This is a genomic window from Prevotella sp. LCP21S3_D2 (assembly GCF_052118345.1).
Lineage (GTDB): Bacteria > Bacteroidota > Bacteroidia > Bacteroidales > Bacteroidaceae > Prevotella.
The window spans coordinates 449,433-473,993 of record NZ_JBQKHJ010000001.1 but is presented as its reverse complement, the minus strand read 5'-3'; the positions used below and the strand labels follow the sequence as shown (position 1 = coordinate 473,993).

The window sequence follows — 24,561 nt, the reverse complement described above, 5'->3', positions numbered from 1 at the left end:
AAAAATGAAAAAGTTATTTTTCGGAGCCCTCGTGGCTTGTGCTGCAGCTACATTTGTAGGTTGTGGCAATTCAACTCCTAAGGCAGATCTCAAGACTGATGTAGATACAATGAGTTATGCCATGGGTATGTCTCAGACTCAGGGTCTGAAAGAGTTTATGGTAGAGCGTATGGGCGTTGATACCGCTTATATGGATGATTTCATCAAGGGTCTTAACGATGGTGCTAATGCTGGTGATGACAAGAAGAAGGCTGCTTACTATGCAGGTATTCAGATTGGTCAGCAGATTTCTAACCAGATGGTTAAGGGTATCAATCATGAGGTATTCGGTGAGGATTCTACCAAGACTATCTCTTTGAAGAACTTCATGGCTGGTTTCATCTCAGGTACTACTGGCAAGAAGGGCTTGATGACAATCGACGAGGCTGCTAAGCTTGCACAGACCAAGATGATGGCTATCAAGGCTAAGAACATGGAGAAGGAATATGGTCCAAATAAGGTGGCTGGTGAGAAGTTCCTCGCAGCTAACAAGAAGAAGCCAGGTGTTGTAACACTTCCTTCAGGTGTTCAGTATAAGGTTATCAAGGAGGGTAATGGTCCTATGCCAAAGGATACTTCTATGGTAAAGGTAAACTACGAGGGAAAGACTATCGATGGTAAGGTATTTGATTCTTCTTTCAAGCGTGGTGAGGCTGTAGATCTCCGTGCTAACCAGGTTATCAAGGGTTGGACTGAGGCTTTGGTTCATATGCCAGCAGGTTCTGTTTGGGAAGTTTATATCCCTCAGGAGTTGGCTTACGGTGAGCGCGAGCAGGGTCAGATCAAGCCATTCTCTGTTTTGATCTTCAAGATTGAGTTGATTTCAGTAGGTGGTAAGTAATTAATATTGTAAGAGAACTCAAGCTTTATTTTAAGGAAGAGGACTTTTAAGAATATGAAGAAAATATTATTGACAGCACTCGTCCTCGTGGCGAGTGCTTCTTTGTTTACAGTTCATGCTGCAGACAAGAAGAAGGGACGTAAGAAGGTTACCCCAGTGGTTTTATCTACAGCAAGCGACTCTTTGAGTTATGCTGCCGGTGTTCATGCTACACGTGGTTTGATACCATTCATTCAGCAGAGTTATAAGGTGGATACTGCTTATATGGCAGATTTTATCCGTGGTTATGAGGAAGCAATAGATAAGGCAAATACTCCTCAGGGCACAGCATACATCGTCGGTATGCAGATTGCTCAGATGGTATCTCAGCGCATCCTTCCTGGAACTCGTGAGGAGTTGAAGAGCACTAAGGATTCTATTGATGCAGCCATGTTCAGCCGTGGTTTTGTTGCTGCTATTGCCAATGATACAACTATCTTTAGTGAGAAGAAAGCTGGTGAGTACAAGAAGGAAGCTTTGGCTGGTGCAGGCGAGAAATTCCTTGCAGAGAATGCCAAGAAACCGGGAGTGAAGGTCTTGCCTAGTGGATTGCAGTACAAAGTAATCAAGGCTGGTCAGGGAGAAGTTCCTAAGGCTACTGATGAGGTTGAGGTTATCTACGAGGGCCGTCTTATCGATGGAACGGTCTTTGATGCAACTTCTAAGCATGGTGGTTCCAAGACTGATAAGTTCCGTGCCGGTAACTTGATTAAGGGTTGGACAGAAGCTCTCACTACAATGCCTGTAGGTAGCAAGTGGCAGCTTTATATCCCTTATGAGTTGGCATACGGTGAGCGTCAGGCAGGTCAGATTCCACCATACTCAACTTTGGTATTCGATCTAGAACTCGTTAGTATCGTTAAGCCAGAAGTAACTTCTGAGCCTGCTGGTGAATTGAAGGATGATGTATCAGTGGGTGCAGTAAAGAGTGCCGACAAGAAGGTAGTTAAACCTGCTGCCAAGAAAGCTGCGCATTCAAAGAAGAGAAAGTAATTGCTACATATATAATAAGGTGAGAAGGGTATGTCATTGGTTTATGACATACCCTCTCTCTTTTTAATTACATCCCTATTTTACATTTTGCGGGCATGGAAACTGGAATCAGAACATCCACGGCTTTTAAAAGTAGCCTTTGATTGCAATCAATGGCTTCAATGATGTTAAAAGTGACTGTTGATTGCAATCATCAGTCCCAACGGCTCTTGAAAACAGGTGTTGATTGCAAACAATGGCTCCAATGATTTTAAAAGTGACTGTTGATTCCAATCATCAGTCCCAACGGCTCTTAAAAGTGGCTGTTGATTGCAATCAAAGGCTCCAACTGATATCGAAAGTAGAAATATTTTCTAATCAATGGTTCCGCTGGAGTAAAAAAGGTGCGTCATATGGACTTATGCCTCCCTCTTTGTTTCTTTTACGTTTGTGTTTGTTGCTTTTGCATAAAAAATGGGAAAAGCGAATCTGCTGGTTCTCTTATTTGTATTATCTTTGCACCTGGTAATAAACAACTTCAATAATCATATTTTTAACCTGAAAGATAATGATGAAACAAATTACAACAACCGTATGTGCAACCATGCTGATGGCTAGTTGCGGTAATATAAGCAATACGGAGCAGCAAGTGAACCAACGGGTAGATGAACTCTACAGCAGAATGTCACAGCCAGAGCGTATTGCTCAGTTGAGGAGTGGGTATATGGATGAGCTTTTTGATGCGGAAGGCAATTTGGATACCGTCAAATGCAAGCAGCTCATTCCTTATGGTATTGGGCATTTTTCACAGTATGCCAGTCAGGAATTGGTTGATGCCAATTTCTTGCGAAAGCGTGTGGCTGTAGTACAAGATTGGTTGATGCATCATACCCCTAACGGAATCCCGGCTCTTTTTCACGAGGAAGTTCTTTCGGGTATCAATACGCAAGATGCAACTGTCTATCCACAGCAGATAGGTCAGGCTTGCTCATTCAATCCAGAGTTGGCTGAGCTCAAGACTTTGCAGACAGGTACCGCTCTTCGCAAGATGGGTGGCGTATTGTCGCTTTCTCCTATGGTAGACGTCTGCCGTACTCCAAGTTTTAATCGTTTGGAAGAATCATACGGTGAGGATGGCTATCTTTCTGCCGTTATGGGTACAGCTTTTGTCAAGGGTCTTCAGCAGGGCGATCTCAAGAAGGGAGTGGGAGCTTGCTCTAAACACTATCTGGGATATGGTGGTGGCGGTGATGCTGATGAGAAGGAGATGATGGAAGATATCCTTTTGCCTCATGAGACGATGATTCGTCTGGCAGGTTGCAAGGCTTTGATGCCGGGTTATCATGCTGTTCATGGTACCAAGTGCGTGGCAAATAGTGAGATTCTCAACGATATTTTGCGAGATTATCTCGGATTCGATGGAATGGTGGTGAGCGATTATACTGCCATTGATCAGTTGCCGGGACTTGATACTCCTCTTCAGAAAGCTGTAGCTGCTATCAAGGGTGGCAATGATGTTGATTTTCCTAGAGGCGAAAACTATCAGTATTTACAGGAAGCCTTGGATAAGGGACTTGTTAAGAAAGAAGTCTTTGAGCGTGCTGTAAAGGATGTTCTGCGTTACAAGATTCGTGCAGGACTGATGGATAAGAATCCATATCTGTATAGTACGGAGGATGTAAAACTTGATACAAAGGAAGAACGGCAGACGGCTTACGATATTGCCAGCCAGTCTATCGTCTTATTAGAGAATAATGGTGTTTTGCCTCTTGTGAAGGAGGCCGATGTTCACAGCACCAAGCGGGTTAAGAATATCTTGCTCACAGGTCCTAATGCCAATTCTATCTGGGCGATGTGTGGCGACTACTCTTTCCCTTCAATGTTCTATTTCTGGCAGAGTTGGAAGAAAAAGTGGGATGATAGCCACTTGCCACATATCGTTAAATTGCTAGAGGCAATGCAGGCTGGTAAACCTGAGGGGATTAATATTAAGTATTCTCGTGGTTGTGACTGGACTGAGGAGATAGAGACCAAATTTGAAGAGTCTGGCGATAAGCGTGCTTGGGAGTATCAGCTCCTGCATCGCAAGGTTGATTCTGGCGAGAAGGCAGACAAGGCAGAAGCTTTGGCGATGGCAAAGGAAAGCGATGTTATCGTTGCTGCTGTAGGTGAGAATGTGATGCTCTGTGGTGAGAATCGTGAGCGAGATGGTCTCAAGCTTCCTGGTAAGCAAGAGGAATATGTTGAGGAACTCTTGGCTACGGGCAAACCTGTAGTCCTGGTAGTCTTCGGCGGTCGTGCGCAGGTTATCTCCAAGATAGCTAAGCGTTGTGCAGCAGTCATCCAGGCCTGGTATCCAGGTGAAGAGGGTGGTACAGCTGTGGCTGACATTCTTTATGGCAAGATTTCACCATCTGCCAAGCTGAGTGTCAGCTATCCTAATACTGAGGTTTATGAGCCTATCTGCTATAATTATTCCACCCGGCAGGATGCCCGTGTAGAGTGGCCTTTCGGTTATGGATTGAGCTATACAACCTTTGCCTATAAGAACTTGCTGGCAGTTAAGGAGCTCTCTACGGCTTCAGAGTCGAGCAATATCTACTTTGAGGTTACCAATACGGGTAAGGTTCGTGCCGATGAGATAGCGCAGGTATATCTGTCGCCAACTCAGAGCAACCAGCATATTCATCCTATCCAGTTGCAGGGCTTTGCCCGCATCTCTCTCAATCCTGGCGAAACCAAGAGAGTATGCATCAAGTTCTATACTGATCAGTTCGGTTATTATTCTCATCAAGGCAATCGTCAATGGAACATTGCTCCTGGAACGTATGAACTGAAGATTGGAGCCTCTTCTCAAGACATCCGTCTTAAGCAGCAGATAGTTTTGACGGGTGATAAAGTGGTGAAACCTTTGCGTGATCATTACTTCTCCGAGGTTATCAGATAAGCGTATGATTTTTCTACTAAAAGTAGCAAAATGCCAAGGTTTTTGGTTAAAAACAGTATAAAAAACAACAAAATGCACGGATATTGCAAAATGTTCGTGCATTTTGTTGTTTCTTTCAATAGTTTTTATTAATTTTGCTATCTGGTATAGAAGAGTACCTAAAAATAGCAACATATAAAATAGACAAAAATGGAAAAGATTGACAATCTTGACAGAAAGATACTCGGCATCCTTTCTAAGAATGCCCGTATTCCTTTCAAAGACGTAGCTGCTGAGTGCGGCGTGTCTCGTGCAGCCATCCATCAGCGTGTTCAGCACTTGATGGAGGATGGTTTCATCACAGGTAGCGGTTTCGATGTAAACCCTAAGAGTTTAGGTTATTCTACATGCACTTATGTAGGACTCAACTTGGAGCGTGGTAATATGTACAAGAAGGTAGTAGAGCGACTCCAGAATATCCCAGAGATTGTAGAGTGCCACTTTACTACCGGTTCTTATACGATGCTCATCAAGTTGTATGCTCGTGACAATGAGCAGCTCATGGATTTGCTCAACAACAAGTTGCAGGCAATTCCTGGTGTGGTTTCTACCGAAACACTCATCTCGCTTGAGCAGAGTATCAAGCGTGAGATTCCTGTTCTCTTGGAGGATGAATAATATTTTTGAAAAAGAATAAACAAATGGAAACATTTGACTTGGAGTCGCATCTCAAGGGTGCGTACTCTTCTTTTCCCGAAGCGAAGCATCAACCCGTAATAGGCATCACAGCCAATTACGAAAACATTGATGCAACGCTTCGTGATCGTTATTATAAGCAGGTAATAGCGGCAGGTGGTACGCCTGTCATTATTCCTCCCGTTGCCGATAGTACAGTCATCGTCAATACCCTGGAGCATCTCGATGGTTTGATATTGACGGGTGGGGGAGATCATAATCCTCTGTGGATGGGCGAAGAACCTTCGCCTCGTCTTCATAACATCAATCAGGAGCGTGATGCGGCCGAGCTGATGCTGGTTCGTCTGGCTTTCAATCGCCAGATTCCGATGTTGGGCATCTGCCGTGGCATCCAGACATTGGCAATAGCCTTGGGTGGCAAGGTGTATCAGGACATCAAGCAGATGGTGAAGCACAGTCAGGATGCTGATCGTTCAGAACCTACCCATAGTGTAGAAATCAAGAAAGATTCCACCTTATATAATATATATGGGGCAGAAAAGATTCTTGTTAATTCTTTCCATCATCAGGCTGTAAGTGAGCCTGGCAAGCACATGCGCATCATAGCCAAGTCTACTGATGGAATCATAGAGGCGATAGAAAGCAACGAGTATAAGCAGATACTTGGCGTACAATGGCATCCGGAATGGCTTGGAGAGGAAGGAGGAAAGATTTTCCATTGGCTTGTGAACCAGGCTAATAATTTCTATGCTGCCAAGGAGTTGCATAAGCGCATCCTTACCCTTGATACGCATTGTGATACACCGATGTTCTTCCCGCAAGGCATCAAGTTCGATCATCGTGATTCCCGCATTCTCGTAGATTTGCATAAGATGACCGATGGACGCCAGGATGCTACTACCATGGTGGCTTATTTGCCTCAGCCTCAGATAGGTGAAAGCTTCAGCAGCAAGGTGGCTTTTGATGTGCAGGGACCTGCTCAGTATGCCGATCTCATCTTCGATAAGATAGAGGAAATCGTCAGCAAGAATAGGGCTTACCTCAGTATAGCCCGTATACCTGCCGACCTGTATAGCGATAAGCGCAAAGGCAGAAAGAGCATCATGCTGGGTATAGAAAACGGTTTGGCTTTGGAGCATGACCTGAGCAATGTAAAGCACTTTGCACAGCGTGGTATTGTGTATATTACCCTTTGTCACAATGGCGATAACGATATCTGTGATAGTGCCCGTGGCTGTAATACCCATAATGGTGTGAGCAGTTTTGGCGAGAAGGTGATTCAGGAGATGAACCGACTTGGCATTATGGTAGATTTGAGTCATGCAGGCGAAAAGAGTTTCTATGATGCACTGGAAATCAGTCAGACTCCTATCGTGTGTAGCCATAGCAGCAGCCGTTCCCTCTGCGATGTGCCTCGCAACCTGACCGACGATCAGATGCGTGCCTTGGCAGCCCGTGGTGGTGTGGCTCATACTACGCTCTATCATGGATTCCTGCGCAAAGAGGGCGAGGCAGACATCATGGATGCCATTGCCCATCTGGAGCATGCCATCGAGGTGATGGGCATCGACCATGTAGGTCTCGGTACCGATTTTGATGGAGATGGAGGCATCCGCGGACTTGCCGATTCTTCTGAACTCATCAACTTCACCCTCCAGCTGCTGCGCCGCAAGTATAGCGAGCAGGATATCGCAAAGATATGGGGAGGCAACTGGCTCAGAGTGATGACGCAGGTGCAGAACTTTGGAAAGTGAAGAATGAAGAGTGAAGAACGACGAAACAACGTTAGGCGGCCAAAGGGAAAGCCAATTCGACAGTTATAAGATAATCATAAAGTTCAAAGTTCAAATCTGAAAGTTCAAAGTAAATACGATGACGAAGAAAATGAAAATTATATTAGGTGTGGTGGTTGCTGCCGGTCTGGTGGCTGGTACCATCAGCTATAAGAATGCCAATACCAGTAGTTCGCCTGATGTGCAGGAGGTAGAGGAAGCGGAGAAGCTGAATCCCGTAGGTCCGGCTTTCAATGCTGATTCGGCATTGGCTTATTGTGCAGCGCAATGCGATTTCGGTCCTCGCGTCATGAACAGCGAGGCGCACGATAAGTGTGGCGAATGGATTGTGAGCAAGTTCAAGCAGTTTGGCTGCGAGGTAGAGACCCAGAAGGCAGACTTGAAGGGTTATGATGGCACGATATTGAAGAATACCAATATCATTGCCCATTACAACCCGAAGGCTGAAACCCGCATTTTGCTCTGTGCTCATTGGGACAGCCGTCCTTGGGCTGACAACGATCCCGACAGTACCAATTGGCGCAAGCCTGTAATGGCTGCCAACGATGGAGCCAGCGGAGTAGCCGTCATGTTGGAGATTGCCCGCCAGCTGCAGGCTGACAAGAAGCTGAATCCTAACATCGGCGTAGATTTCGTATGTTTCGATACCGAAGACTGGGGAACACCTCAGTGGGCTGATGTTCAGGACGATGGCAACAGTTGGGCATTGGGTGCCCAGTACTGGAGCGAGAACAAGCCTGAGGGATATAATCCTCGTTTCGGAATCCTCCTCGATATGGTGGGCGGACAGGGAGCCAAGTTCTATCGTGAAGGTATGTCTATGCAGTATGCCGGTGGCATCGTGAAGAAGGTTTGGACTGCAGCCCGTCAGGCAGGTTTTGGCTTTTACTTCCCTAAGAGCGATGGCGGAATGATTACTGATGATCATATTCCGGTCAACGAGAAGGCTAAGATTCCTACTGTAGATGTGATTGCTTATTATCCAGACTGCCAGCAGAGCAGTTTCGGTCCTACCTGGCACACCGTGAGCGATGATATGGCTCATCTGGATAAGAATGTGCTTAAGGCGGTTGGCCAGACTATGATTCAGGTGCTTTATACTGAGGAATAGGTGGGCATCCCATTCGAATATAAAAGGAAATGTTCCTAGGAAAAGTTGTTGCTTTTCTTAGGAACATTTCTTTTTTCAGCCAGTTTAAATCTTCGTTCATAGACGTTGAACCGCCGTTCAGTGTCTTTGAACCGACATTCAATGTCTTTGAACGGCGGTTCAATGTCTATGAACGGAGATTTCTTCTGCTTGTATCAACAAAAAAACTTAGGTATAAAAGCAATTCCTATTGACTGGAAATGCTTTTATACCTAAGTGTATGGGCTTTCTGAATAAGATGAGCTGGTTAAATCTGCCCCGATTCTACCTGTCTTACCACTCTTTCTGTTAATCTGTCAACGCCGTTCGGGTCGTACTTCTTGTTGAGGCTGACACCGAAGAGGCTTGCAAATGCCTGATAGAATCCGGCACGGATAGGACCCAGAAAGGCTTGAATCAGGTGATAGGATGAGGAATTGCACTCTCGATATACCAGTTTGATGCAGAGTTTACCCTGTGCATAGGTGAGTTTCTTCATTCTTGGAGTGTATTCTTCCTTGATTCCCTTCTCTACCAGTTTCATGTGTGCATCCTTTGCCTTCTTGTTAGGGAGAGTCTCCAGATAATTACCTGTTTCGATAATGATCTTTCTTACCTCCTTGGCGATAGGCAATACCTTTTTGATATTGTATACCAGTCGGTTGTAAGCCATTCGCTCCTTGGCGTTTTTGAATACTGGCTGCGGATAGACATACACGTTGTTCACCTGTACGTATTGAATGCTATCTTTATCCAATAGTACCTTACCCACTCTAACCATCGGCTCAAAGGTAGGAGCATCCATGTCTACCGCCCTGTCTTCCGGTTTGGTATCATTCTTTTGTGCCATTATTTGCAAGTTGGTGCAGAAGAGCATCGCCAGCAAGAATAACAATTTCTGTTTCATTGTTTCTATATATATAAAAGAGGTGTAACCCTCTATTGTTTCTAATTTAGCCGCAAAATTACAGTTTATTTTTCATTTAGAGAAAGATTATTTCTATTTTCTTACTCTTTTTCAGAATTTCATAGTAACTTTGAAGAAAATTAATAATCGTTTGCCTATAGATGAAGCGTTGTTATTTCATAATATCTTTTTTGTTGAAACTGTTTCTTATAGGCAGCTCCCAGATTTTCTATGCTTCTCTTTGTTGTGCTCAGTCTTCTTCAGTAGTTAAGGACTCGCTTCCTGTAAGTTCTGCCTCTCCTGCGTCTCAACCCTGGCAACAGCTTCTTCTGGAACTTTCTGAGACAGAGGACTTCGAGACTACGTTATGGGAAGATTATGAGGAAGACCTGGAAGAATTGGCTCAGCATCCGATGAACTTGAATGTGGCTACGCGTGAAGAATTAGAACAGTTGCCTTTTCTCACGGCTTCACAGGTTGAAGATATTCAGGCATACGTTTATCGCTATGGAGGAATGAAGAGTATGGCCGAATTAGCTTTGATTCCGAGCATCAGTTGGTATCAGCGGCAGCTGATGGATTATTTCTTTTATGTTGCCGATGTCACACGGCAGGATTTTCCTGGCATCAAGACTATAGTCCGGTATGGCAAGCATGAGCTGATGGGAATGCTGAAAGTGCCGTTTTATGAACGTAAGGGCGATGTGATGGGGGCCGATGGTTACTTGGGTTATAAGTACAAGCATGGCGTGCGCTATCAGTTCAGGTATGGCGACTATGTGAAGATGGGAGTCGTGGGAGCCCAGGATGCCGGTGAGCCTTTTGGTTCTGGTAAGAACAGTCTGGGTTATGATTTTTATTCCTTTTATATACAGCTGAAGAAGTTGGGGCGATGGAAGAATATCACTCTTGGCAGATACCGTCTGCATGAAGGATTGGGACTGATTCTCAATAACGATTTCAGTTTTGGCAAACTCTCCATCCTTTCTTCCTTCGGACGTTCCATGCCGAGTACTATCCGTGTACATTCTTCCCGTTCTTCAGCCAATTATCTGCAGGGAGCAGCTGCAACCTGTTCCTTGATGAAAGGACTTGATATAACGGGGTTTGTATCTTATCGCAAGATAGATGCCACTCTGTCTGCCAATGGTGGTATCAAGACGATATTGAAGACCGGTCTGCATCGCACTTCCTCCGAAATAGCAAAGCAGGATGTTGCTTCCAACACCTTGGTGGGAGGTAATATCAATTATCATCACGCAGGTTGGCATGCAGGAGCCACGGCTTTCTATACCTCCTTTTCTCTTCCGCTTACTCCTAATACATCTCAGCTCTATAAGCGGTTTTCGCCGGTAGGCGACCAATTCTGGAATGCCAGTATAGACTATGGCTATATCTCGCACCGTTGGAATATTGCCGGTGAGATGGCTACGGGCGATTGTGGTGCCATTGCTACATTGAATACCATCTCTTATCAATTTACTGATCATTTTCTGTTGATGGCATTGCAGCGCTTCTATTCTGCCCGATACTATTCGCTCTTCAGCAACAGTTTTTCCGAGGGAAGTGCTGTACAGGATGAAAACGGAGCCTATCTGGGGTTTACCTGGACTCCTGCCAGTCGTTGGAATATCACCGCCTATAGTGATTTTGCCTATTTTGTCTGGCCTAAGTATCAGACCAGGGAGAGTACGCATAGTTGGGATAATCTGGTAAGTATCATCTTTCAGGCTTCCAGAAGTTTGGCGTTAGGTGGCAGAATCCGTTATAAGGATAAGGCGGGTACAACTACCGAACGCTTACGTCTTTATGCCAATCTTAAGAATGCAAAATGGTTTGCCAAGACAAGTGTTGAATTCTCCGAGAATAAACAGGCTAGCCTGATGGAGAACGAGAAAGGTACCATTAGCCGGGGCTATATGCTGAATGAGAATCTTGGAACCAGTTGGCGATGGTTGAGGTTATCGGGGAGTTTCGGCTATTTCCATACGCAGGATTACAGCAGCCGTATCTATGTCTATGAGCCGGGATTGCTTTATCAGATGAGTTTCGGAAGCTTTTATGGTGAGGGCATCCGTTATGCCCTGGTGGCTCGTTCGGAGATTAACGAACATCTGCTGGTGATTGCCAAGTTGGGTACAACCGATTATTTTGATCGCAATCGCATCTCTTCCGGAAAGCAGGAAATAGCGGGTTCGCGTCAGATGGATCTGGAAATACAGGTGAAGTGGAAATGGTGAGAATGCAGTATATTCCTGCTTTTCTTTTCATTCTTTTTGGGTAATATGATGCAAGATAATGAAAAAACTGGCGTTTTATTTGTGTATGTAAGAAAATCGGGGTATTTTTGCAAAAGAGTAAAGTATCTCTGTGCTAACGAAGAAAACAAGAGAAGTGATGAAGATATTAATAGTGATTCCTTGTTATAACGAGGAAGCCGTGTTGCCTAAAACCTTAGAGGTGCTCGGCAATCTTATACAGACAATAAAAGTAAAGACAGACGCCGACACGGAGTTGCTCTTTGTCGACGACGGTAGCCGTGACCGTACCTGGCAGATGATTTCGGATGCTGCCAAGCAACATCATTATGTACACGGCATCAAGTTATCCCATAATCGTGGACACCAGAATGCCCTTTGGGCAGGAATGGAAACGGCGGTAGATCATTGCGATGCGATGGTAAGTATCGATGCCGACCTGCAGGATGATGAGAATGTCATCATCGATATGGTACAGCAGGTGCAGGAAGGCAAGGATATCATCTACGGTGTGCGCAAGGAGCGCAAGACCGATACGTTCTTCAAGCGATTCACAGCTCTTGCCTTCTATAAACTGATGCAGAGTGTGGACAAGGATACGGTGCAGAATCATGCAGACTTCCGAATGATGACCAACCGTACCCTCAAGGCATTGATGCAATATCCTGAGCGCAACCTCTTCCTCAGGGCCATCGTCCGACAGTTGGGTTTCCGTGAGGGATTCGTCTATTACGACCGCAAGGCACGCGAGGCAGGCGAGAGCAAGTATCCGCTTACCAAGATGCTGAGCTTCAGTATCGATGGCATCACTTCGTTTTCCGTGGCACCATTGAAGTTTATCACCTTTCTGGGTCTGGCGATGACTTTAGTAGCCTTCATCATGATTATCTTTGCCTTGGTGGAGCATTTCCAGGGCAAGACCATCCAGGGCTGGACTTCCCTGCTTGTTTCCATGTGGTTTATCGGTGGCATCATCACCACGGGTGTGGGCATCACAGGCATCTACATCGGCAAGATTTATACCGAGGTGAAGCGCCGTCCTCGATACTTTATCGAAGAAAGAGTATAATCTTATAGAAGAAAGAAAATAAGAAGACTATAAATTTGATAGATACAAAAATAGCATCGGGTTGATGAATCCCGATGCTATTTTTTGTATCTGATTATTGATTATTTCTTCTGTGCGATGTTGGCACTTGTCTTTACAAACTGATAGAAGCCTACCGGATGGTGCCATTCTACGAGCCTCCTTACTTCCCAAACCTTCTGGAAGGTATAGTCCTTGCCGAATTTCTCTTTGAAATCTGGCATGTCTTCCTCTGGAATCATCAGCACGCCATCCTGTGGCAGCACCTTGTCAAACTGCTGGATCTTATCGCCCAGATAGAAGTTGAGGCTGAAGAAATGCAGCATATCTACTGACATATAAGAGTAGAGCTTGCTGGTATCAAACTTCTTTTCAATAACCGGCGCCAGATGCTTGTCTGCCTTCGTGTTGAGCACGGCAGGCTGCAGGGTGGAGTCGAGTGTGATGAAAATTGCGATAATCATCACCAATGTATATTTCATCATTTGGCTTGTCTCTTTTTTCTTGAGTGCCTTGAATATATGATAAGCCCCTATTATAAGAAACATATAGCATACGTAGAATAGGATACCATGAGTAGATTCCCCTATTGCATGGAGCATGGCGATGTTGTCGGCTGCATGCTTGCCATGGAAAATGGTATCTGGTATGCCGCCTGCTCGTATAACAAGCGTAGCAATCACAAGGATAACTGCCAGCGAGGCAATCACGCCGGCATATACCTTGATGGCTCCCATCTTTTCCTTCATCATCCAAACGATGTATTCGGCGATGAGATAAGCCATGAACGGATAGCATGGCAGCAGATAGACGCTGCGCTTGCTCTTTGGGATGCAGTAGAAGAAAAGCACCAGGAGGAAGGCGAGCCAGGTGAACACTTGCAGCGGAGTAGCCTTCTTCGCATTCTCCAGGAATCGGGTCTTTGAGAACTTTTTCCATGGCAGGATGAAGAGCGAGAACAGTAATAATAAGGTATAAGGAGCCCAACCCATCACGAGTGTAAGCAGATTGTACCACGCCGGGTTCTCATGCGATTCGTATGCCATCTTGCCCATGAATCGGTCGATGTTCTCTTCCTTCACCAGACGCAGGAACTCGTCGCCGCCTTGCTGATAGGCTGCATAGTACCAGCAGAATGGGATAATGAGCGAGAGCAGGGCGGTTAGCGCCATGCGCCATACGATGCCCCAGTAGTTCTCCCGTTGGGTAAGCATGAATACACCCATCACGAAGCATGGCAGGATGATGCCCACAGGACCCTTGGTCAGCGTGGCACCGCTCATGCAGAGGATGGCAAGCCAAGGCAGCTGGTGCTTTCCTTTCTCCCACCAGCGATAGAGCAGATACATGGCTCCCACCATGAAGGCGGTGTTCACCATATCCACACGACAGTTGATTCCCGCACGATGCACTTCGAAAGCGGTAAGTGTGAGGATGGCTGCGATGAGGCTGATCTGGGTATCCTTGCGCTTGGCATAGAACACGAAGCCGCCGATGGTCATCAATACCAGCGATACTGCGGATGGCAGACGGGAGGAGAACTCATTCACGTAGCCGATGAAAAGGCTGAAGAAAGCGATGCACCAGTGGAAGAAAGGTGGCTTGTAAGGGATGTCGCCTCCATTGTTGATAGGCAATATCCAGTTGCCATGTTCCAGCATGGTGTAGGCAACTACTGCCTCGCGAGGTTCTCCCTTGGTATTGAAATCAGAGAGTCCGAGGAATGGAATCAGCATCACGATGGCTAGAATAGTGATAAGCCACAGGGCTTTGTTGTACTTGATGTTCATGTCTTATCGAAGTCTTATAATGTTATTTTGTCTGCAAAGTTACATATAATTATTTGTTTATAGACAGAATAAGGTGGGAATTTTGCTTTTATTGGGATATAATTATTAACTTTGCACCCGATTTCTAAAGTAGAATAAAGATGAAACGATATTTTAAGGCTTTGGGTTATCTCCTTTCGGTGCATGTATTGGCATTGCTGGTGATGACTCTGTTCAGATTGGTGGAATTCATCGCCCTGCATGGCATGATAGTGGATGCAGGGGCGAGTAGGGTGATGGCGTTTGTCAAGGGTGTATGGTTTGACAATGTCATCGCTTGTTATATTTCGGTATTGCCTGTGGCTGTGCTCCTTGTTGCTGCCAGCCTGGGGTGGTGTCATCGCCGTTTGCTGCGTGGCATCAACATCTGGTATGCGGCATGGTTTGCCATCGCCTTCATGCCTTCGGCAGCCAATACCCCTTATTTCCAGTATTTCTTCAAGAACATCAATTCCAGCATCTTCGGTTGGTTCGGCTATGTTGCTACCACATCGGGCATGCTCTTGCAGGAGTCTTCCTACTGGCTCTATATCGCCCTCTATTTCGTGTTTACGGGGGCATTTATCTATGCGCTTATCCGCCTGCGCCGCTACTTCGAGGGGCTTTTCCTGTTGCCAAAGGACAATATGCACCTAGTGCTGGTGGCAAGTCGTTTCCTTATTTCTGCGGTGATGATAGGCGCCTGCCTCTTTGGCATCCGTGGCAGAATGGGCTATAACCCAATCAAGGTGAGTCAGGCTTACTATTGCGAGGATTCCTTTCTCAACCAGCTTGGCATCAATCCTGCCTTCAATCTCCTTACTTCGGCGCTCGACGATATGCGCAAGGAGAACAAGGAACTGCATCTCATGCCGTACGCTGAGGCTATCACGAATACCCGCCAGTGGCTCGGTATTACGGGAAAGGTGGATAGCACGAATATTCTGAAGCGTGAGGTGGTGAACGATTCCCTGATGATGAAGAAGAATCATCCTAACGTAGTGGTGATATTGATGGAGTCGATGTCGGCAAACCTGCTGGGCACTTTCGGCAATCAGCAGCCGCTCACCCCAACGCTCGATTCGCTCTATCATCATTCCCTGGCGTTCACCCATTTCTATAGTGCCGGTATCCATACCAACCATGGCATGACGGCTACGCTCTACAGTTTCCCTGCCCTCATGTTCCGCAACCTGATGAAGGGAACGGTAACTCCGCGCCGCAAGGGTATCGCCACGGTATTGAAGCAGTATGGCTACGAGAACATGTTCTTCATGACCCACGAGGCGCAGTATGACAACATGAAGGCTTTTTTTCAGACCAATGGCTACGATGACATCTTCTCTCAGGAGAACTATCCTAAGAGCGAGGTGGTGAACAGCTTTGGTGTGAGTGACCATTTCGAGATGGGCTATGCCCTCAGCACCATCAACCAGAAGGCGAAGACGGGCAAGCCTTTCATGGCTACCATCCTCACCGTGAGCAATCATCCGCCATATATCATTCCAGATTTCTTCAAGCCGAAGACCAAGGAGAAGGAAACGCAGATAGTGGAGTATGCCGACTGGGCGATAGGCGATTTTCTGAAGAAAGCAAGCCGGGAGCCTTGGTATAAGAACACGATATTCGTGATTCAGGCAGACCATGGCAAGCTGGTGGGTAAGAGCGAGGGCGAGTTGCCTCAGTCTTACAACCACATTCCGCTCATCATCTTCGGTCCTGGTGTTCCGCAGCAGCAGTATGCGGGCTTGGGCATGCAGGTGGATGTGATGCCTACGCTTTTCGGCTTGATGAATCTGAATTATGAGTACGAGGGCTTCGGCGTGGATCTGCTGAAGCAGCAGCGCCCGATGGTATTCTATTCGGCAGATAACCAGATTGTGGCAAGAGATCATCAGCGTTGCTTCGTCTATAATCCGTCGATGAACCGCAGTTTCTGCTATGATGTGTTGCCGAATGGCAATCTGAAGGAAACCAAGCAAGAGTCTAAGTTCCGGGATTTGAAGAATTATGTCTTCTCGAATATCCAGGCAGCGGAGTATATTGAGCGACATCAGCAATAAAAAAAATATTATCAGAAACAGTAATCCCCCACCACGCTTTGGCTGCGTGATGGGGGATTGACTGTTCATATAGTTTTTCTATCCTTCAGGGCTTGAAGTTTTATTCTCTGCAAAGTTACAAAATTATACCCAAAGGTATTATACCCTAGGGTATAATTTATGAAACTATATTTTTATCAGACGAAGAATCGCTGTTTCTGCAAAAAAAAGATGGTTTTAAACAACTTTGTTTAAAACAACCTTGTTTAATTTGTTTTTTTTGGCTATCTTTGCAGAAGAAAAGCTGCACTCGGCAATTTGAAAGCGCAGCTTTCATTGCGCTCGTTTGCAATTTCTTTGCAGAAGAAAAGCTGCACTCGGCAATTTGAAAGCCAGCTTTCATTGCGCTCGTTTGCAATTTCTTTGCAGAAGAAAAGCTGTATAGTATAAAATAAGGTAGTAATTATGAGAAAAAGTAAAGAAGCTCCGTTTGTGTTCGGTGTTCGTGTGGAGGGAGATTCCTTTACCGACCGTAGAGAGGAAACAGAACGCCTGAAGGCGAACTTTACGTATGGAGTGAATACGATATTGATTGCGCCTCGTCGTATGGGTAAGACTTCTTTGGTGGATAAGGTGTGTTCGCTTGTAGAGAGCGAAGACATCAGGATAGCTCGTATAGATGCCTTTGGCTGTCGCTCTGAGAATGATTTTATCAATGCTTTTGCCACAGCTGTGGTTCGGGCTACTTCTTCAAAAGGGGAAGAATGGATGGAGAATGCCAAGGTGTTCTTGAGCCGTTTCGTTCCGAAAATCAGTATAGGACAAGATGCTTTGACTGATTTCTCTTTGACTTTGGAGTATAATGCAGGTAACAATACAACAGAAGAGGTTTTGAGACTTCCGGAAATGATAGCTCGGTCTAAAGGTTGTCATATCGTAGTCTGCATCGATGAATTTCAGCAGATAGGCGATTTCCCAGATTCATTGACCTTCCAGAAGAAGCTCCGTAGCGTATGGCAATTGCAGAGCCATGTTTCTTACTGCCTTTATGGAAGCAAGAAACACATGATGGAACAGATGTTCCAGAATGCCAGTTACCCATTCTATCGCTTTGGAGATTTCTTCTATCTGAACAAGATAAGCGAGAAAGACTGGGTGGAGTATATCTGTCAGCGTTTCGAATCTACCGGCAAGCATATCTCGGAAGAGCTGGCTCGAGAAATCTGTCAGGTAACAGATAGGTATTCTTCTTATGTACAGCAGTTGGCATGGTTTGTATGGTTGCGTGTACAGGATGATTCTGCAGCTACAGAAGAGGACTTGAAATATGGAATAGACAGGTTGCTGGATGCCTGTGAGCCTTTGTTTATTCAGCAGACCGAAGACCTTTCTGCCTATCAGATGAATTTCCTGCATGCCATTATCAATGGAGTACATACTGGTTTCACCCAGACGGCAATATTGGAAACTTATCGCCTGGGTACTGCCGCCAATGTAACCCGCCTTAAGAAATCCTTGATGGTAAAAGATCTGATTACGATTCCTGTTCCTAAGCATCTGGAAATGAGTGACCCCATCTTGGCGTTGTGGCTCAAGAGAAGAGTGTGGAAGGAATCATAAATGTACCCAAGTATCTTGGACAATGATAATATAAAAGTATAGAAAACAAATGAAGATAAAGATAAATCCAAAATACGAAGAGATGAGAAGTTTCATCGAGCGCATCCCGGATGTGTTCGAGCAGGAGGGACGTTGCATCTTTCAGGGACGGAATGTAATCAAGGCTTTTCTTGTGAAGCTTGATGGAAAAGACAAGGAAGTGGTGGTGAAAAGATACAAGCGCCCTAACTTCGTTCAGAAGATAGGATATAGTTTCTTCCGCTCTACCAAGGCTTGCCGGGCTTATGAGAATGCTGTCAAACTGCAGGAGGATGGCTTTGCTACCCCTGAAGGCTTTGGATATGTTGAGACAAGAGTGAATGGACTTATCGACTATTGCTATTTTATCTCTGATGTAGATAACAGTTTGCCTATTACGGGGCAGTTGAACGATCCGAAGGAATTCAACAAGGTTATGGCTGGTGATTTTGCCCGCTTTGTGAATCGCCTGCATCAGAAAGGTATCATCGATATCGACCTGAACAGTGGTAATGTACTGTATCAGCCTCAGGCTGATGGCCATTATACCTTCTCTCTTATCGACATCAACCGCATGAAGTTTTACACAGGTTATCCACCGATGAAGGAATGTGTGGAAAACCTGACGAGATTCACCGGCAGAATGGATGTCTTCGAGCTTGTAGCCCGTGAATATGTCAAGGCTAGAGGATTGGAAGAGTCTCAGGTTCAGAACTTTATGGATGGTAAGGCAGAACATGATTGGCGATGGAAGAAAAGAAAAAATATAACGCATTGTTTTAGAAAAAAGTAAAGTTATGAAGACAACATTATTGATGACTACATATAATTGGCCTCAAGCATTGGGGATGGTACTCGCTAGTGTGAGTCGTCAAACGGTCTTGCCTGATGAAATAGTGATAGCAGATGATGGTTCTACAGAAGAAACCAAAATGCTGATAGAACATTTTGCAGCCAACTTTCCCCACCCAGTTATCCATGTATGGCAAAAAGATTTAGGCTTTCGCAAAACAGCCATTTTAAACAAGGCTATAGCTAAAGCTACGGGCGATTATATTATCCAGATAGATGGAGATGTAGTCTTAAATTCTCACTTTATTGCCGACCATATTGAAATGGCTCAAGAAGGCAGTTTTGTTTGTGGAAGTAGAGTTAAGATATCTCAGAAGGAAACCATGAGTATATTGGCAAACAATAAGTTTGTCATAAAACCATGGAATATGCCTATCAGTTTTGTTTGTAATAGTTTCCGTTCAAGACTGCTCAGAAATTATTTCGCATTCCGTTATGCCCGTAGATTGGCGCATCTGAGAGGCTGTAATATGGCGTTTTGGAAGAGCGACCTTATCCGGGTAAATGGGTATAATGAAGATTTGACACAATGGGGGCATGAAGATACAGAGATAGCTTATCGACTGTACTATTCTGGCGTTCAGAAAAAAGTGCTCAAAATGGGTGGTATTGTTTATCATCTATATCATAAGGAATCTTCCAGGGCTAATGAGGAAACCCATAATATTGCCTTAGAAAAGGTTGAAAAAGAGCATATAACCCGTTGCAATAACGGAATAGACAAATACTTGTAAAATTATGAAAGAAGAGAATCGTCAAATAAATATAGAGCGCGGCATTTCTGTCGTTATTAATACCTATAACGCCTCGCTGCATTTGGCAGAGGTTTTGGAAACAGTAAAAAACTTCGATGAGGTAGTAATCTGCGATATGGAGAGTACGGATAATACATTGGATATTGCCCGTAAATATGGTTGCAAGATTGTTATCTTCCCTAGAGGCAATTATCAGATTTGTGAACCGGCAAGGCAGACTGCCATTGATGCCGCTTCCTGCAAGTGGGTATTGGTGGTTGATGCAGACGAATTGGTAACCCCGGAACTGAAGCATTATCTTTATTCCCTGATAGAGAAGAAGGATGCTCCACAGGGGTTGTATGTTCCACGCAAGAGTCGCTTTATGGGAAGATTCATGCATTGTTTCTATCCTGATTACCAGTTGCGTTTCTTTATCAGGAAGGATACCGTATGGCCAGCCATCATTCATGCCGATCCTGTTATCAAGGGCAGGATAGAAAAGATACCAGCGGCTCATGCTGATATGGCACTTGTTCATCTGGCAGATGACAGTATCGCCAGCAGGATGGGAAAGATCAACCAGTATACAGCGAATGAAATAGAAAAGAAGAAAGATCGCAATTATGGAATGGCTGCCTTGTTCTATCGTCCGTTTGTGCGTTTCTTCCGTGCTTATATACAGAAGGGTGGATTCCGGGATGGTAAGGAAGGATTTATCTGTGCCTGCTATGAAGGAATCTATCAGTTTGTTGCTGTCAGTAAGATAATTGAAAATCGTATGAAAAATAAAAAAGGAAAGTAGTTGCTTAGGCTACTTACCTTTTTTGTTTGACGAATGATATTGTTAATTTCTTATTTATTTTCCTTCGATAAAGGTCATTCCGCCTGGTCCTACTTCCTCCCGGCAGCGTTCCAGGAGTTGGGCTGGTGATTCGTCGGCATCATCGAAAGGTAATGCTACTACCGTTTTCTTGTCATAATAGTTTGCCATACCTCGGTTAATCCAGTACCCTGGATAGATGGTGATGTCGTGGAATGCATCGGATGGCATCTTTACGGTGAGCGGATTCAGAACCAGATGGTCTGCCTTGCTTTTCTTTACTTCAATTTCACGCTGCCGCATCTGTTGGTCAAACTTCTGCGCTGTTCCCTTACGCAGCAGGGTGATAGTTCTGTTGGTAGTAGTTGGCTTGGCAGAGATAGACAGTACCAATACCAGCCAGTAGTATACCGGTGTCCACTTGAAGTATCTATCGTATTTCTGTTTGATGGCGTCAATCAGGTTCATTATGGCAACGCTTACCGGTTCCTGAGTAGCCGCTCTGCGCTGGAGGGCACCTGAGAGATAGAAGATATTGAAGCAGAACATCCACAGATGCACATAGAAGTATACATTCTGTACTCTGTCAGCTCCTCTGGATCCCATGGCATAGCTGTTTGGGAAAAAGAAGGCGCTGTAGAGCAGGAAAGAGATGAGCAGATAAAGCCATGGATGAGAAAACTTGAAACGGGATGCCTTGGCTAATCTTGCCAGGAATGGAATAAGAATGGTAAACATGAGTACCTCCATGATTCCAATGGCATCAGCAAGAAATTCCACGCTCTTTCCTATTGCCATAAAGAAGGCAGCAACCACATTCGGCTGATCGGTAACTGTGGCTTGGCGGACTGCATTGCCTGGTGCAAATACGCTGAAAGCAAAGGCGCTGGCATAAACCATAAGGATAGAAATCAGGAAGAAAGGAGTCTTCTTCCTCTCCACCCACATCCATACGATAGCCATAAAGAGAATGGCAGGCATACCCAGACCGGTAACAAAGTTGCCGCCGGCTATGAATATGGCGAGTGCTGCGGAAACCAGCGTGATGATGATTTTCGCCATGATGGATTCCGTAAGATGGAATTCGATGAGCAGGGAGGCTAGAAACAGCGAAAGACTATAATATAAGGTATAGTACATCGCTCCGTTATACCAGAAGAATGCATCGTAGAACGACCATACGAACTGTACGGTCATCAATACGAACAGCGTAGAAACGAAAGCGTACTCCAGCTTGCTGATATGTAGCAACCTGCGTAATACTGTATAACCCAGGGAATAGGTGGAAAGAACCAAACCTCCCAATAGAATAATAGGTACAAGCCAGTATTTGCCAAAGATGCCCGGTTGCAATGCCATCAGGAAACATGCAGAGTAAGTACCCTGCCATGTCTGGTAGATATGCATGGATTCATCCCATGCAGCCTGAATGCATGCTCCTAATGAATGGGTGGCGGTCCAAGCCTTGTAGACTGGAGCTCCGAATACATAGTCATCCGCAAACTGATGTAGGTAAGGACCTATTGCCACGATAGGGATGATAGATAAGATTAGAATACAAATAGCCAATATCGTCTGGCTTTTCAACAATTTCTGATTCATCGTGTTGTTTTTTACTTATTTCTTTCTTTTTACATAGATAATAACAGAGAATCTTGTGTCTTCTTGCATAAACAGCTGTTAAATTATATGAATGTCGGTAAAATTAATAGGGGGATCATGCAAGATTTGCGTCATAAGAGTGTTTAAAGGAAAGATAGATAAAGGTAAATTGTAATAAAAGTTTAGGTATGAAGGTAACATTGCTCATTATTACGTATAATTGGCCAGAAGCCTTAAGGATGGTTTTGGAAAGTGCCATGCATCAGAGTAAAATGCCAGACGAAATTGTTATTGGCGATGATGGATCTACAGCGGAAACGAAGCAGCTTATTGATAGTTATGCAAAGTCTTCGCCTGTACCGGTTGTGCATGTATGGCAGGAAGATAAGGGATTCCGCCGTACTGTCATTCTGAATAAGGCGATAGCTAAGGCTACGGGCGATTATATCATCCAGGTAGATGGTGACGTGATATTGGATTCTCACTTTGTTGCTGATCATCTGGAGGTTGCCCAAGAGGGTTGCTTTGTCTGTGGCAGTAGAGTGAGACTGGAGGCTTCTGTTTCGAAACGTTTGCTTCAGGATAAGCATGCCCGTTTAAAGCTTTGGAACATGCCGTTGCCTTATATGCTGAACAGCATCCGTTCCCGTATGCTGAGAAATTATCTCGCCTTTCGTTATGCCCGCCGCATCGATCATCTGAGAGGTTGCAATATGGCATACTGGAAGGCTGATGCTCTTCTTGTCAATGGATATAATGAGGATTTGAAGCAATGGGGGCATGAGGATGGTGAATTTGCCTATCGCCTGCACTTTGCGGGTATCAGGAAGAAAGCCCTCAAGATGGGTGGCATCATGTATCATCTGTATCACCGGGAAGCTTCTAAGGCCAATGAACAATATCATGTGAAGGTTTTACAGCAGGTTAAGCTCCACCAGCTGAATTGGTGTCAGAATGGCATTGCTTTAAGAGTGGCTTATTGCTAATATAAAAGAAATGGTCATCATGTAGGAAAACCCTATATGATGACCATTTCCTTTCTTGCTTCAAAATCTGCGATAGTCCTGACGATTTCTTCTGAGATATCATTGGATACGTAAGAGAAGTCCTTGCCGGTTCGGATTGCCTTGAGGAAGGAGAGGAGCATATAGCGCAAGCCTTCTCCATCCAGCTGGTAGAAGTAGCGCTTGTTGTTCTGCGGATTCTCGTATCTCACCTCGAAGTAATCGGTTTTCCACCATGGGGCTGGTACGTAGATATAGCCCTTGGTACCTGAGATAATCAATTCGCCTTCCGATTTTACGCCTTGTCCTACTTTCAGTGAAGCTACGGCATGAGGGTAGAGGAAGGATATCCTGGTGAAGGCATCATAGCGCTTTGCCTCGTCCAGGAAGTGGGTGGCTATCTGCTTGCTGCTGTATTCTGTGCCCAGAAGCTGGAAGATAGGCAGGAGCGCTGTCGGGCCCCAGGCGCAGATACTGTTCCATTCGTAAAGACTCTTCTGGGAATCCTGGGTCGGGTCGAAGTCTACGAGACTGGTACAGGTGGCATCCACCGACATGATATCGCCGATGATACCGCCCTTTGCCAAGAGTAAGAGTCGGTAATAAGCTACGGAATAGGCGGTTTTGATAGAGTCCATCAAGACTACCTTCTTATCTTTTGCTATTGCCTTGAGTTCTTCCCATTGCTGAGGCTGAAGGGTGATAGGCGATTCGCACAATACGTGTTTGCCAGCTTCTAATGCCTCCTTTATCTGAGTATAGTGCTTGCTTGGGGCAGAGATGACATAGAGCGCATCGCTTTCGTCCAGGAGTTCCTGGAAACTGGCTGCCTGCTTTTCCTCTGCCTGCAGATTCTCTGAGAGATATTGGTCGTTGAGACAGAATACCTTTCCTGCCTCAAATCCATTGACATATTGGCTTTCCCGCTCTATCTTGTTGAGGATAGGCGATTCGCCCACCAGTCCGAGGCGAACCACCTGCTGCTCGCTTCTGATCTCCGTGCTCGATACGCCCTGAGTGCGGTCTAGATAAACCACCTTGCAATAGGCGTTGAGATAGTCAAACTTGCCTCTCCAGTCAGAACCTACGGTAAAGATATCTACGTCCAGTCGCTTGATGTCATCAATTTTCTGTCCCTCGTATTCCTCGATGATGATTTCATCGGCAATGCCGGTGGCACGTACGGCTTCCACACGTTCCATAAGTGACTGCTGTACATTGATTTTGCCTCGCTCACGGTCGAAGGTATCCGAGGTTACGCCCACGATGAGGTAGTCGCCCAGAGCCTTGGCGCGCTCCAGGAGACGGATGTGACCATAATGAAGCAGGTCGTAAGTACCGTATGTGATAACTTTAACCATAAGTTTCTCT

The 24,561-nt window shown here is 45.3% G+C and carries 18 protein-coding genes; 14 read left to right on the top strand and 4 right to left on the bottom strand.

Features of this window, described 5'->3' with window-relative positions; genetic code table 11:
• The first annotated feature begins 4 nt into the window (after window positions 1-4).
• From ACTQ16_RS01950 to ACTQ16_RS01925, 6 genes are all read left to right on the top strand, one after another.
• Window positions 5-880: an FKBP-type peptidyl-prolyl cis-trans isomerase gene (locus ACTQ16_RS01950; protein WP_153123953.1), complete on the top strand. Its 876-nt coding sequence runs from the start codon at window positions 5-7 to the stop codon at window positions 878-880.
• 54 nt (window positions 881-934) lie between these two features.
• The gene (locus ACTQ16_RS01945) at window positions 935-1,912 is read left to right on the top strand and encodes an FKBP-type peptidyl-prolyl cis-trans isomerase (protein WP_441935850.1); all 978 of its coding nucleotides are present in this window, start codon (window positions 935-937) and stop codon (window positions 1,910-1,912) included.
• Between the two features lie 547 nt (window positions 1,913-2,459).
• A complete protein-coding gene (locus ACTQ16_RS01940) occupies window positions 2,460-4,838 on the top strand; it encodes a glycoside hydrolase family 3 C-terminal domain-containing protein (protein ID WP_441935848.1) in 2,379 nt (792 codons plus the stop codon).
• 189 nt (window positions 4,839-5,027) lie between these two features.
• Complete coding sequence (locus ACTQ16_RS01935) at window positions 5,028-5,495, top strand: Lrp/AsnC family transcriptional regulator (protein WP_153123959.1); 468 nt, start codon at window positions 5,028-5,030, stop codon at window positions 5,493-5,495.
• Window positions 5,496-5,518: 23 nt separating this feature from the next.
• A complete protein-coding gene (locus ACTQ16_RS01930) occupies window positions 5,519-7,267 on the top strand; it encodes a membrane dipeptidase (RefSeq protein WP_441935847.1) in 1,749 nt (582 codons plus the stop codon).
• 118 nt (window positions 7,268-7,385) lie between these two features.
• Window positions 7,386-8,417, top strand: coding sequence for a M28 family peptidase (locus ACTQ16_RS01925; protein WP_441935845.1), 1,032 nt, complete (start codon window positions 7,386-7,388; stop codon window positions 8,415-8,417).
• 286 nt (window positions 8,418-8,703) lie between these two features.
• Here the strand turns inward: ACTQ16_RS01925 and ACTQ16_RS01920 are convergent, their stop codons facing one another.
• The gene (locus ACTQ16_RS01920) at window positions 8,704-9,342 is read right to left on the bottom strand and encodes a DUF4294 domain-containing protein (RefSeq protein WP_441935843.1); all 639 of its coding nucleotides are present in this window, start codon (window positions 9,340-9,342) and stop codon (window positions 8,704-8,706) included.
• 194 nt (window positions 9,343-9,536) lie between these two features.
• Here ACTQ16_RS01920 and ACTQ16_RS01915 point away from each other — a divergent pair, with 194 nt between their 5' ends.
• Complete coding sequence (locus tag ACTQ16_RS01915) at window positions 9,537-11,582, top strand: helix-hairpin-helix domain-containing protein (RefSeq protein ID WP_441935842.1); 2,046 nt, start codon at window positions 9,537-9,539, stop codon at window positions 11,580-11,582.
• A 157-nt stretch (window positions 11,583-11,739) separates the two neighbouring features.
• Window positions 11,740-12,669, top strand: coding sequence for a glycosyltransferase family 2 protein (locus ACTQ16_RS01910; protein ID WP_441935840.1), 930 nt, complete (start codon window positions 11,740-11,742; stop codon window positions 12,667-12,669).
• Window positions 12,670-12,770: 101 nt separating this feature from the next.
• On the opposite strand, the gene ACTQ16_RS01905 is transcribed toward ACTQ16_RS01910, so the two are convergent.
• On the bottom strand, window positions 12,771-14,477 hold the full coding sequence (locus tag ACTQ16_RS01905; protein WP_441935838.1) for an ArnT family glycosyltransferase: 1,707 nt from the start codon (window positions 14,475-14,477) through the stop codon (window positions 12,771-12,773).
• A gap of 140 nt (window positions 14,478-14,617) precedes the next feature.
• Between ACTQ16_RS01905 and ACTQ16_RS01900 the strand changes: the two genes are divergently transcribed.
• The 5 genes from ACTQ16_RS01900 to ACTQ16_RS01880 all read left to right on the top strand — a co-directional run bounded on the left by ACTQ16_RS01900 (window position 14,618) and on the right by ACTQ16_RS01880 (window position 20,566).
• A complete protein-coding gene (locus ACTQ16_RS01900; protein WP_295346921.1) occupies window positions 14,618-16,558 on the top strand; it encodes an LTA synthase family protein in 1,941 nt (646 codons plus the stop codon).
• 444 nt (window positions 16,559-17,002) lie between these two features.
• Window positions 17,003-18,157, top strand: a complete 1,155-nt coding sequence (locus ACTQ16_RS01895; protein WP_441935837.1) for an AAA family ATPase — start codon at window positions 17,003-17,005, stop codon at window positions 18,155-18,157.
• A gap of 49 nt (window positions 18,158-18,206) precedes the next feature.
• A complete protein-coding gene (locus ACTQ16_RS01890; protein ID WP_295346924.1) occupies window positions 18,207-18,968 on the top strand; it encodes a lipopolysaccharide kinase InaA family protein in 762 nt (253 codons plus the stop codon).
• Between the two features lie 4 nt (window positions 18,969-18,972).
• A complete protein-coding gene (locus ACTQ16_RS01885) occupies window positions 18,973-19,761 on the top strand; it encodes a glycosyltransferase family 2 protein (RefSeq protein WP_441935835.1) in 789 nt (262 codons plus the stop codon).
• Between the two features lie 4 nt (window positions 19,762-19,765).
• On the top strand, window positions 19,766-20,566 hold the full coding sequence (locus ACTQ16_RS01880) for a glycosyltransferase family 2 protein (protein WP_441935833.1): 801 nt from the start codon (window positions 19,766-19,768) through the stop codon (window positions 20,564-20,566).
• A 54-nt stretch (window positions 20,567-20,620) separates the two neighbouring features.
• Here ACTQ16_RS01880 and ACTQ16_RS01875 read toward each other — a convergent pair whose 3' ends face one another.
• Entirely contained in the window at window positions 20,621-22,186 is a 1,566-nt protein-coding gene (locus ACTQ16_RS01875; protein ID WP_441935832.1) for a DUF6056 family protein, read from the bottom strand.
• A gap of 188 nt (window positions 22,187-22,374) precedes the next feature.
• Here ACTQ16_RS01875 and ACTQ16_RS01870 point away from each other — a divergent pair, with 188 nt between their 5' ends.
• A complete protein-coding gene (locus ACTQ16_RS01870) occupies window positions 22,375-23,172 on the top strand; it encodes a glycosyltransferase family 2 protein (protein WP_441933318.1) in 798 nt (265 codons plus the stop codon).
• 32 nt (window positions 23,173-23,204) lie between these two features.
• Here ACTQ16_RS01870 and ACTQ16_RS01865 read toward each other — a convergent pair whose 3' ends face one another.
• Window positions 23,205-24,551 (bottom strand): adenylyltransferase/cytidyltransferase family protein, encoded by a 1,347-nt coding sequence (locus ACTQ16_RS01865; RefSeq protein ID WP_441935830.1) that lies wholly within the window; start codon window positions 24,549-24,551, stop codon window positions 23,205-23,207.
• Window positions 24,552-24,561 lie beyond the last annotated feature (10 nt).